At 67.5% G+C, this 11,888-nt stretch carries 8 protein-coding genes; 7 read left to right on the top strand and 1 reads right to left on the bottom strand.

The annotated features are described in order from the left end of the window. Nucleotides 1-42 precede the first annotated feature (42 nt). Nucleotides 43-1,113, top strand: coding sequence for a TerC/Alx family metal homeostasis membrane protein (locus tag AC0VYB_RS10395; RefSeq protein WP_009377197.1), 1,071 nt, complete (start codon nucleotides 43-45; stop codon nucleotides 1,111-1,113). Nucleotides 1,114-1,225: 112 nt separating this feature from the next. Here AC0VYB_RS10395 and AC0VYB_RS10390 read toward each other — a convergent pair whose 3' ends face one another. Continuing rightward, on the bottom strand, nucleotides 1,226-1,516 hold the full coding sequence (locus tag AC0VYB_RS10390; RefSeq protein WP_009377198.1) for a YciI family protein: 291 nt from the start codon (nucleotides 1,514-1,516) through the stop codon (nucleotides 1,226-1,228). Nucleotides 1,517-1,581: 65 nt separating this feature from the next. Between AC0VYB_RS10390 and AC0VYB_RS10385 the strand changes: the two genes are divergently transcribed. From AC0VYB_RS10385 to whiA, 6 genes are all read left to right on the top strand, one after another. Beyond that, nucleotides 1,582-4,098, top strand: coding sequence for a DEAD/DEAH box helicase (locus AC0VYB_RS10385; protein WP_259821426.1), 2,517 nt, complete (start codon nucleotides 1,582-1,584; stop codon nucleotides 4,096-4,098). 55 nt (nucleotides 4,099-4,153) lie between these two features. After that, nucleotides 4,154-7,027 (top strand): excinuclease ABC subunit UvrA, encoded by a 2,874-nt coding sequence (gene uvrA, locus AC0VYB_RS10380; RefSeq protein WP_063250270.1) that lies wholly within the window; start codon nucleotides 4,154-4,156, stop codon nucleotides 7,025-7,027. Next, entirely contained in the window at nucleotides 7,020-8,882 is a 1,863-nt protein-coding gene (gene uvrC, locus AC0VYB_RS10375; protein WP_063250271.1) for an excinuclease ABC subunit UvrC, read from the top strand. The genes uvrA and uvrC overlap by 8 nt, the downstream gene beginning before the upstream one ends. A gap of 97 nt (nucleotides 8,883-8,979) precedes the next feature. Continuing rightward, the gene (gene rapZ / locus AC0VYB_RS10370) at nucleotides 8,980-9,876 is read left to right on the top strand and encodes an RNase adapter RapZ (RefSeq protein WP_009377202.1); all 897 of its coding nucleotides are present in this window, start codon (nucleotides 8,980-8,982) and stop codon (nucleotides 9,874-9,876) included. Nucleotide 9,877: 1 nt separating this feature from the next. Further along, nucleotides 9,878-10,873, top strand: a complete 996-nt coding sequence (locus tag AC0VYB_RS10365; protein ID WP_009377203.1) for a gluconeogenesis factor YvcK family protein — start codon at nucleotides 9,878-9,880, stop codon at nucleotides 10,871-10,873. 26 nt (nucleotides 10,874-10,899) lie between these two features. Next, nucleotides 10,900-11,883 (top strand): DNA-binding protein WhiA, encoded by a 984-nt coding sequence (whiA, locus tag AC0VYB_RS10360; RefSeq protein ID WP_009377204.1) that lies wholly within the window; start codon nucleotides 10,900-10,902, stop codon nucleotides 11,881-11,883. Nucleotides 11,884-11,888: the final 5 nt, after the last annotated feature.

The raw sequence follows: 11,888 nt of genomic DNA, 5'->3' as shown, positions 1-11,888 counted from the left end.
TTTCGGCACGGGTACACCACTCCGTCATCACGAAAGGCATCCATGGATATCCTGTCCTCCACCCTCGCCGCGGGCGGCAGCACCGCAGCGTCGAGCGGGGCCGTCATCCCGCCGTGGTTCATGATCACTTCGGGGATCATCATCGTCGCGATCCTCATCTTCGACGTGCTCCTCGTCTTCAAGCGCCCGCACGTGCCCTCGATGCGGGAGGCGACCCTGTGGGTCGTCTTCTACGTCTCGCTCGCCCTCCTCTTCGCCGGGTCCCTGTTCTGGATCGGCGATGCCCAACACGGCAGCGAGTTCCTCACCGGCTGGCTGCTCGAGTACTCCCTGAGCATCGACAACCTCTTCGTCTTCATCATCATCATGGGCAGCTTCCAGGTGCCGAGGAAGTACCAGCAGGAAGTCCTCATGGTGGGCATCATCATCGCCATCATCTTCCGCGGGCTCTTCATCCTCGCCGGCGCGGCGATCATCAGCGCCTTCGTCGAGGTCTTCTTCATCTTCGGCATCTTCCTCCTCTTCGTCGCCTACCGGCAGGCGTTCGCGAGCGAGGACGAGGGCGACGGCGAGAACTTCCTCATCCGCTTCCTCCGCAAGCGGATGAACATCATCGACGAGTACCACGGCAACAAGCTGCGCGTCGACATCGACGGGAAGAAGTACTGGACGCCCATGTTCATCGTCTTCCTCGCGATCGGTTCGACGGACGTGATGTTCGCGCTCGACTCGATCCCGGCGATCTTCGGCGTCACCCAGGTCCCGTTCCTCGTCTTCGCCGCCAACGTGTTCGCCCTCATGGGTCTGCGCCAGCTCTACTTCCTCCTCGGCGGGCTCGTCGACAAGCTCGTCTACCTCCACTACGGCATCGCCGCGATCCTCGCGTTCATCGGCGTCAAGCTCTTCATCACCGCCCTCCACGAGACCGACGTCTCGTGGCTGCAGTGGGGCAAGGTCGTGCCCGAGGTGCCGACGTGGCTGTCGCTGACGTTCATCGTCGTGGCCATGGCCGTGGCGACGATCGCCTCGATCATCAAGATGAAGCGGGACGGGAAGTCCTTCCGCGATCAGGGCCCGCAGGAATCCGAGGCCTCCCAGGGCACCGAGAAGTGAACCCGGTCGTACGATCGCTCTGAGACAGTGCGCGGGAGGCTCCGTCGGGAGCCTCCCGCGCACGTCGGTTCGGGGGCGGACTCAGGCCGAAGCCGGCAGCCGCAGCCTGGGCTCACGCCTCGGCGAAGGGCCCGAACACCGGAGTCCACTGCCGGATCGTCACACTGTCGATGACTCCGATCTCCGCATACGGATCATCCCGCAGATGAGCCTCGACCTCGGCGACGTCGGCCGCACTGAGGATGAGCAGCCCACCCGGCACAGGGGAGTCGTCGAGGGGACCCGAGGCGAGGATGGTCCCCGCCTCGTTGAGCGCGGCCTGCCACTGCCGGTGGCGGGGCCTGTGCTCCATCCTCGTCTCCGTGTCGGGGCCGTAGACATAGGTGACGGCGAATACCGGCATCTCACACTCCTGGGGTCGGTGAATAGGATGGACATCAGTCTAGAGCGAAAGGTCTGTGCAGAGTCGTGACGAGGTTGCAGGACATTCCGGCGGAGTTCGCCGATGAGGACACGATCTTCGAGTCCTTCGCCGACTACTGTCGGCAGCTCGGGATCGAACCCTATCCCGCGCAGGAGGATGCGATGCTCGCCGTCCTCACCGGAGACAACACGATCGTCGCGACCCCGACCGGCTCGGGGAAGTCCCTCGTCGCCCTCTTCGCGCTCTACACCGCGTTCACCCGCGGCATCCGGGCCTACTACACCGCCCCGCTCAAGGCGCTCGTGAGCGAGAAGTTCTTCGCCCTCGTCGACGCCTTCGGACCCGAGAACGTCGGCATGATCACCGGGGACACGACCGTCAACGGCGACGCCCCGGTCATCTGCGCGACCGCGGAGATCCTCGCGAACCAGGCGCTGCGCGAAGGCGGCGTCCTCGACGTCGGCATGGTCGTCATGGACGAGTTCCACTACTTCGCCGACCCCACCCGAGGCTGGGCCTGGCAGGTCCCGCTCCTCGAACTGCCGCAGGCACAGTTCGTCCTCATGTCCGCGACCCTCGGCGACACCACCGAGATCCGGCGGACGATGGCGGACACGACCGGGCGCGATACCGCGGTGATCACCTCGGCGACCCGCCCCGTGCCGCTCGACTTCGAATACTCGACGGAACCGCTCTCCGATACGCTGCGGGCCCTCATCCGCCATGACAAGGCCCCCGTCTACGTCGTCTCCTACTCCCAGAACGGGGCCATCGAACTCGCCACCGGACTGCTCTCGGTCGACCTCGCGACGAAGGACCAGAAGGCGCGCATCGCCGAGGAGATCAAGGGGTTCTCCTTCTCCAAGGGCTTCGGTCAGACGCTGCGCCGCCTCCTCCTCCACGGGGTCGGGGTCCACCACGCGGGAATGCTGCCGAAGTACCGCCGCCTCGTCGAACGACTCGCCCTCAAGGGCATCCTCCTCGTCATCTCCGGAACCGACACCCTCGGCGTGGGCATCAACGTCCCCATCCGCACCGTCCTGCTCACGGGCCTGACGAAGTTCGACGGGTCGAAGATGCGGCGCCTGAGCGTGCGCGAGTTCCAGCAGCTCGCCGGTCGCGCCGGACGCGCCGGCTTCGACACCCGCGGATACGTCGTCGCCCAGGCACCCGAGCACGTCATCGAGAATCTCCGCGCCGAGGCCAAGGCGGCGAACGCCGACAAGAAGCGGAAGAAGATCAAGAAGAAGGCCGCCCCGGCCGGGTTCGTCGGCTGGTCCGAGGAGACCCTGACCAAGCTCATCGGATCCGAGCCGGAATCGCTGCGCTCGCGCATGCGCATCGACCATTCGACGATCCTCAACCTCACAGCCCGCCCGGGCTCGGACGTCGCAACGATCAGCCGATTCATCGACTCGACCCACGAGAGCCGTGAACGCCGCCTCGACCTCAAGCTCACGGCGCTGCGCATCGGACGCTCCCTCATCGACGCAGGCCTCATCGAGAAGCGGGGGAGCGAACTCGTCCCGACCGCGGACCTCGGTCCCCAGTTCGCCCTCAACCAGCCGCTGGCCCCATTCGTCCTCGCCGGTCTCGACCTTCTCGATCCGGAGTCGGAGTCCTGGGCGCTCGACGTCGTCTCCCTCGTCGAATCGACGATCCCCGTTCCCTTCACGATCCTCAAGGGCCAGCTCGACCGGATCAAGCGCGAGACCCTGGCCGAACTCAAGGCGGAGGGACTCGACTATCCCGAGCGGATGGCCATCCTCGACGAGGTCGAGGGCCCGAAGCCGCTCGCGGACGTCCTCGAGCCCGCCTTCGAGCACTTCGCGCTCACCCATCCGTGGCTGCGGGCCGGCGACTTCGAACCGAAGTCGATCGTGCGCGACATGCTCGAGCAGGCGATGGGCTTCACCCAGTTCGTCGGCTACTACGGGCTCGCCCGTGCCGAAGGCAGCCTGCTGCGGTACCTCACCGACGTCTACCGGGCGCTCACCCACAACGTTCCCGCCGACCGTCGCGGCGAGGAGCTGCAGGAGATCATCGGCTGGCTGGGGGAGACGGTGGCGCGCACCGACTCCTCGCTCATCGACGAATGGCGCACCCTGCAGGGTCTCAGCCCGACCGAGACCGACTTCGCGGAGCTGCCCGACCTCGAGCGTCGGTTCTCGGAGAACACGAAGGCCTTCACCGCTGAGATCCGCAATGCGCTCTTCCACCGCGTGCTGCTCGCCGAGCGCGCCGACTACGACGAGCTCGGCCGGCTCGACGCGGAGTCCGGGTTCGACAAGCAGGCTTGGGAGGAGGCGATCGAGGACTTCTACGACGAGTACGGAGACCTGCTCATCGACCAGACCGCGCGAGGACGGGAATTTATCGACATCGTTCCCGGTTCGACTGTCTGGGCGGTGCGTCAGATCCTCTCCGATCCCGAGGGCAACCGGGATTGGGCCATCGACGCCTCGGTGGACGTGGCCGCCAGCGACGACAGCGGCGACATCGTCCTGCGGATCGTCGCGGTCGGCGAGATCGCCGACTCCCATGTCGGGACCGGCGGGTAACGTCGGCAACAGTGAGCAGACGTGTGTCAGTGCCGAGTAATACAGTGGACGGGTGATGAAAACGAACAGTGCGACTCAGTCTCCCTCCGGCGTGTCCCATCTCGACACGCTGTGGGTCAAGGGTGCCCGCGCGCACAACCTCAAGAACGTCGAGATCGCGCTCCCGCGCGACTCCATGGTCGTCTTCACCGGACTCTCCGGATCGGGGAAGTCCTCGCTCGCCTTCGACACGATCTTCGCCGAGGGGCAGCGCCGCTACGTCGAGTCCCTGTCCTCGTACGCCCGGATGTTCCTCGGCCAGATGGACAAGCCCGACGTCGACTTCATCGAGGGCCTGTCCCCGGCCGTGTCGATCGACCAGAAGTCGACCTCGCGCAACCCCCGTTCGACGGTGGGCACGATCACCGAGGTCTATGACTTCCTCCGCCTGCTCTGGGCCCGCATCGGGGTGCCGCACTGCCCGATCTGCGGTGAGGTCATCACGAAGCAGACCCCGCAGCAGATCGTCGACCAACTCCTCGAACTGCCGGAGCGGACGAAGTTCCTCGTCCTCGCCCCCGTCGTGCGCCTGCGCAAGGGGGAGTTCGTCGACCTCTTCACCGACCTGCAGACGAAGGGATTCTCCCGCGCGATCGTCGACGGAGAGCAGATCAGTCTGAGCGACCCGCCGACCCTGGACAAGAGGTACAAGCACACGATCTCCGTCGTCGTCGACCGCCTCGTCGCCAAGGACGGGATGCGCCCGCGCCTGACCGACTCCGTCGAGACGGCGCTCGGCCTCGCCGATGGCCGCATCGACGTCGACCTCGTCGACGACGGCGTCACGCGCACGTTCTCCGAGCACATGTCGTGCCCGAACGAGCACCCCCTGACGATCGACGAGATCGAACCCCGCACGTTCTCCTTCAACTCGCCGTTCGGCGCGTGCCCGACCTGCGACGGCATCGGCACCCGCCTCCAGGTCGACGAGAGCCTCGTCGTCCCGGACGAGGACCTCAGCCTCGGCGCGGGCGCGATCGCCCCGTGGTCGGGCGGCAAGCAGGTGACGAAGTACTTCAACCGTCTGCTCACCGGGCTCGGGAACGAACTCGGCTTCACCCTGAAGACTCCGTGGAAGGACCTCACGTCCGCCCAGCGCACCGCGATCCTCACCGGCAAGGACTACGAGGTCCACGTCAAGTACAAGAACCGGTTCGGCCGCGAGCGGACGTACTCGACCGGCTTCGAAGGCGTCTTCCAGTACATCCAGCGCAAGCACGACGAGACCGAATCCGACTGGTCGAGGGAGCGCTACGAGTCGTACATGCGCGAGATCCCGTGCGCGAGCTGCCATGGCACCCGGCTCAAGCCCGAAGCCCTGGCTGTGAAGATCGCGGACCGCTCGATCGCCGAGGTCGCCGAGCTCGCCCTCGACGAAGCGGCCGACTTCCTCTCCGGTCTCGAACTCAGCGGCCGCGACGCCGCCGTGGCCGCGCAGGTGATGAAGGAGATCAACGCCCGCCTCGGCTTCCTCCTCGACGTCGGTCTCGAATACCTCAGCCTCAACCGGGCGGCGGGCACGCTCTCGGGCGGAGAGGCGCAGCGGATCCGGCTCGCCACACAGATCGGGTCCGGGCTCGTCGGCGTCCTCTACGTCCTCGACGAACCCTCGATCGGCCTCCACCAGCGCGACAACCGGCGCCTCATCGACACGCTCATCAAGCTCAAGGACCTCGGCAACACCCTCATCGTCGTCGAACACGATGAGGACACGATCGCCGCCGCCGACTGGATCGTCGACATCGGTCCCGGCGCCGGCGAGCACGGGGGAGAGGTCATCTACTCCGGTCCCGTGCCCGGGCTCAAGGACGCCGAGCGCTCGATCACCGGGGCCTACCTCGACGGACGGAAGGCGATCGCCATCCCGTCGACGCGCCGCCCGGTCGACCCCGAACGGATGGTCACCGTCGAGAAGGCGAGTGAGAACAACCTCCGCGACATCACCGTCTCCGTCCCCCTCGGAGTGCTCACCGCCGTCACCGGCGTCTCCGGGTCCGGCAAGTCGACGCTCGTCAACGAGATCCTCTACACGCAGATGGCCAACGTCCTCAACGGCGCCTCCAGGGTGCCCGGTCGGCACAAGCGGGTGACCGGCCTGGAGAACCTCGACAAGGTCGTCCACGTCGACCAGTCGCCGATCGGGCGCACCCCGCGGTCGAACCCGGCGACGTACACCGGCGTCTTCGACCACATCCGCCGCCTCTTCGCGGAGACCGAGTCGGCGAAGGTCCGCGGCTACCAGCCGGGACGCTTCTCCTTCAACGTCAAGGGCGGACGCTGCGAGAACTGCAGCGGCGACGGGACGATCAAGATCGAGATGAACTTCCTCCCCGACGTCTACGTCCCCTGCGAGGTATGCGGGGGCGCCCGGTACAACCGGGAGACCCTCGAGGTGACGTTCAAGGGCAAGACGATCGCCGAGGTGCTCGACATGCCCATCGAGGAGGCCGCCGAGTTCTTCGCGGCGATCCCCGCGATCTCGCGGCACCTGAAGACCCTCGTCGACGTCGGACTCGGCTACGTCCGCCTCGGTCAGCCGGCGACGACGCTGTCCGGCGGTGAGGCGCAGCGCGTCAAACTCGCCGCGGAGCTCCAGAAGCGCTCGCGCGGACGCACCGTCTACGTGCTCGACGAACCGACGACCGGTCTCCACTTCGAAGACATCTCGAAGCTCCTCCACGTCCTCCAGGGCCTCGTCGAGAAGGGCAACTCGGTCATCGTCATCGAACACAACCTCGACGTCATCGCCAACGCCGACTACGTCATCGACCTCGGACCCGAGGGCGGACGCGGCGGCGGGCAGGTCGTCGCCGAGGGCACCCCGGAGGAGGTCGCTGCGAACCCGAAGAGCCACACCGGGCGCTTCCTGGCAGAGATGCTCGATGGCTGACCCGGCGAGCTATCGTCCGGCCACGGGCAGCATTCCCACCTCGGCCGGGGTCTACAAGTTCCGCGACCCCGACCGGCGAGTCATCTACGTCGGCAAGGCGAAGAACCTGCGCAACCGGCTCAACTCGTACTTCTCCAACCCCGCAGCCCTCCACCCGCGGACGTCGACGATGGTCCACACCGCCGCCTCGGTGGAATGGACCGTCGTCGACACCGAGGTCGAGGCCCTCCAGCTCGAGTGGACGTGGATCAACGAGTTCAACCCGCGGTTCAACGTCATGTTCCGCGACGACAAGTCCTACCCGTACCTCGCGATCACGATGAACGACGAGGTGCCCCGGGCCTTCATCACCCGGGGCAAGCGGCGCAAGGGGGTCCGCTACTTCGGCCCCTTCGGGCAGGTGTGGGCGATCAGGGACACTCTCGACCTCCTCCTCAAGGCCTTCCCGATGCGCACGTGCACTCCCGGCGTCTACCGGCGGGCCGAGCGCAGCGGGCGCCCCTGCCTGCTCGGCTACATCGACAAGTGCGCAGCCCCGTGTGTGGGCAATATCAGCATCGAGGACCACCGTGAGCTCGCCCGCGGCGTCGTCGACTTCATGTCCGGCAGCACCGGACGCTTCATCAGCGAGCGGAAGAAGGAGATGGCCGCTGCCGCAGCCGATCTCGACTACGAACAGGCCGCGCGCCTGCGCGACGAGCTCACGGCCCTGCAGAAGGTCCTCGACAAGTCCGCCGTCGTCCTCTCGGTCTCCGCCGACTGCGACGTCTTCGCCCTCGTCACCGAGGAGCTCGAAGCCTCCGTCCAGGTCTTCCATGTCCGCGGGGGCCGGATCCGCGGCCAGCGGGGGTGGATCATCGAACGCTCCGATGACCACGGCCCGGCCGAGCTCACCACCGACTACCTCCGGCAGGCTTACTCGGGTCTCGACGCGGAGGCGATCCCCAAGGAGATCCTCGTCGACACGATCCCCGCCGACCTCGACTCCCTCGAGAGCTGGCTGAGCCGGCAGCGCGGCTCGAAGGTGAGCGTGCGGGTCCCCGAACGCGGGGAGAAGAAGGCCGTGCTCGAGACCGTGACGAAGAACGCGAAGGAAGCGCTCGTCCAGCACAAGCTCAAACGCTCCTCGGACCTCACCACCCGCAGCGCCGCGCTCAAGGAGATCCAGGACCACCTCGGCCTGCCCGAGGCACCGCTGCGCATCGAATGCATCGACATCTCGCACACACAGGGCTCGAACGTCGTCGCGAGCCTCGTCGTCTTCGAGGACGGCCTGGCGAAGAAGCGCGACTACCGGCACTTCGCGATCCACGGGGAGGCGGCGACCGACGACACGGCCTCGATGTACGACGTCGTCTCCCGCCGGTTCAGCCGGTACCTCGAGCAGATGGCCTCCGACGAGCCCGACGACCGGTTCGGGTACCGGCCGAGCCTCCTCGTCGTCGACGGGGCAGGCCCTCAGGTCGCCGCCGCCACCCGGGCGCTGTCCGACCTCGGCATCGTCGACATCTCCGTCGTCGGACTCGCCAAACGCCTCGAGGAGGTGTGGGTGCCCGACGATCCGTTCCCCGTCATCCTCCCGCGCAACTCCGAGGGACTCTTCCTCATGCAGCGACTCCGCGACGAAGCCCACCGGTTCGCCATCACCTACCACCGCTCGAAGCGGGCGAAGGCGATGACGAGCTCCGTCCTCGACGACATCCCCGGCCTCGGCGAAGCCAAGCGCACGGCGCTGCTGGGGCACTTCGGGTCGGTGAAGAAGGCCCGCGCCGCGAGTGTCGAGGAGCTCTGCGAGGTCAGGGGAATCGGTCCCGCGCTGGCCGAGAAGATCGCCGCGGCGCTGAGCGAGGACTGAGGCCCCCTCTGGGCAGGGACTGAGAGCACCGACCGCAAGCGCGGACCCGCGTGCTCTACAGTAGTGTCGAGTCAGGCCGCGGACACGAGGAGGACGCATGAGCACACACGGCGACGCGAACGGTGCCGAGCATCCCATCGAGGTCGTGCTCGTCACAGGCATGTCCGGGGCCGGCCGGACAACGGTGGCCAACGTCCTTGAGGACCTCGACTGGTACGTCGTCGACAACCTTCCCCCGCAGATGATGCGACCGCTCGTCGAGCTCGTCGCCCGCGCCGACGGTGCGGTGCCGAAGATCGCCATCGTCACCGACTCGAAGGGCCGGGCGAAGTACGCCGAGGTCGAGGACACGATCTCCGACTTCCTCGACCAGGGACTGTCTCTGCGGATCCTCTTCCTCGACGCCGCCGACGAAGTCCTCGTCCGCCGTTTCGAATCGACCCGCAGGCCTCACCCGCTCCAGGGCGAAGGCACCCTGCTCGACGGCATCGAAGCCGAACGCGAAGCCCTCGAATCCCTCAAACACCGTGCCGACATCATCATCGACACCTCCGACCTCAACGTCCACCAGCTCGGCTCCGAGGTGCGCAAGCGCTTCAGCGCCGACGACGCACCGCCGCTGCGTCTGACGGTGATGAGCTTCGGGTTCAAATACGGTCTGCCCAAGGACGCCGACAACGTCGCCGACGTCCGTTTCCTGCCCAACCCGTACTGGATCCCCCACCTGCGCGGGCACAACGGCCTCGACTCCGACGTCGCCGACTTCGTCCTCGGCCAGAACGGCGCCGAGGAGTTCATCGAACGCTACACCGCGACCTTGGACACGATCGCCCAGGGCTACCTCCACGAGGGCCGCGGCTACGCGCTCATCGGCATCGGCTGCACCGGCGGCAAGCACCGGTCGGTGGCGATCAGCGAGCGCATCGCCAAGAGCCTCACCGCGCGCACCGGCATCCCCGTCACCGTGCGTCACCGCGACCTGGGGAGGGAGTGAGATGGAGACCGAGGACCTCCCGCAGATCACCCCGACGGTGATCAACAAGGGACCGAAGATCGTCTCGTTCGGCGGCGGACACGGCCTCTACGCCGCCCTGCGCGCCTTCCGCCTGCTCACGGAGTCGCTCACCGCCGTCGTCACCGTCGCCGACGACGGCGGCTCCTCGGGACGCCTGCGCGACGAGCTCGGGGGTCTGCCGCCCGGCGACCTGCGGATGGCTCTGGCCGCCCTCTGCGACGACGGCAACTGGGGGCGGACCTGGCGCGACGTCATCCAGCACCGCTTCGATTCCGACGGCGAACTCAACGGCCATGCCGTCGGCAACCTCCTCATCGCCGCCCTGTGGCAGATCCACGGCGACCACGTCGCCGGACTCGACTGGATGGCCAAGCTCCTGCGCGCCCACGGCCGGGTGCTGCCGATGTCGTCGGTGCCGCTGACGATCGAGGCCGACGTCCAGTTCCCCGGCTCCTTCCAGATCGTCCGCGGCCAGTCGGTGCTCGCCTCGACCCGCGGCCATGTCGAATCCGTGCGGCTCGACCCCGCGGACCCGCCCGCTCGCTACGAGACCGTCGAGGCCGTCGCCGAGGCCGACGTCCTCAACCTCGGGCCCGGATCGTGGTACACCTCCGTCATGCCGCACCTTCTCGTCCCCTCGCTCTCGGATGCGATCGTGCGCTCCCGAGCGGTGAAATCGCTCACCCTCAACCTCTCGGCCAGCGACGGTGAGACCCGGGACCTCAGCCTCGGCGAGCACCTCGTCTCCCTCCACCGTCACGCCCCGTCGCTCAGGCTCGACTACGTGCTCGTCGACGAAGCGACGATCGGCATCGAACCCGAGCTCGAACAGCGGGCGCGGGACATGTTCGACGCGAAACTCCGAGTGCATCCGCTCAGCTCCCGGCGGGCAGGCCAACATGACAGCCTCAAGCTCGCGGCATGCTACCGTGACATGTTGATCGACGCCGGGATCGGCGTCGAAGAGCAGTGGTAGGACGGATCCGTGCAGGAGGACGAACAATGGCATTGACCGCTCAGGTCAAGGACGAGCTGGCGAGGGTGAAGATCACCCGCACCTCGGCTCGGAAGGCCGAAGTGTCCTCGATCTTCCGCTTCTCCTCCGCTCTCCACCTCGTCAACGGCTCGATCGTGCTCGAGGCAGAGCTCGACACCGCGCAGGCCGCCAAGCGCCTGCGCAGCGAGATCAAGGAGCTCTACGGACAGTTCGCGGACATCGTCGTCATCAACGCCGCGGGACTGCGCCGCTCCAACCGCTATCTGCTGCGGGTGACCCGCGACGGCGGGGCGCTGGCCCGCCAGACCGGCCTCGTCGACAACCGCGGCCGTCCGGTGCGCGGACTGCCCTCGGCGATCGTCAACGGCTCGGTCGCCGACGCCGAAGCCGCGTGGCGGGGGGCCTTCCTCTCCCACGGCTCGCTCACCGAGCCCGGCCGCTCCTCGGCCCTCGAGGTCACCTGCCCCGGACCCGAAGCCGCGCTGGCTCTCGTCGGCGCCGCCCGCCGACTGGGACTGAGCGCGAAGGCCCGCGAGGTGCGCGGAGTCGACCGCGTCGTCATCCGCGACGGCGACGACATCGCCGCCCTGCTCACCCGGATGGGCTCCCACAACGCCGTCCTCGTCTGGGAGGAGCGGCGGATGCGCCGGGAGGTGCGGGCCACGGCCAACCGGCTCGCGAACTTCGACGATGCCAACCTGCGGCGCTCGGCCCGTGCCGCCGTGGCCGCCGGTGCCCGTGTCGAGCGGGCGCTGGAGATCCTCGGCGAGGACGTTCCCGAGCATCTGCGCTATGCCGGACAGCTGCGTGTCACCCACAAGCAGGCCTCCCTCGAGGAGCTCGGTCAGCTCGCCGACCCCCCGATGACGAAGGACGCAGTGGCCGGTCGGATCCGCCGCCTGCTCTCGACGGCCGACAAGCGAGCCGAAGAATTGGGAATTCCTGGGACTGAAGCCAGTCTCACTCCCGACATGCTCGAGGACCGATAGGATCG

The sequence above is a fragment of the Brevibacterium sp. Z349TD_9 genome, from assembly GCF_056173565.1.
This window is presented reverse-complemented; position numbering and strand designations above follow the sequence as displayed.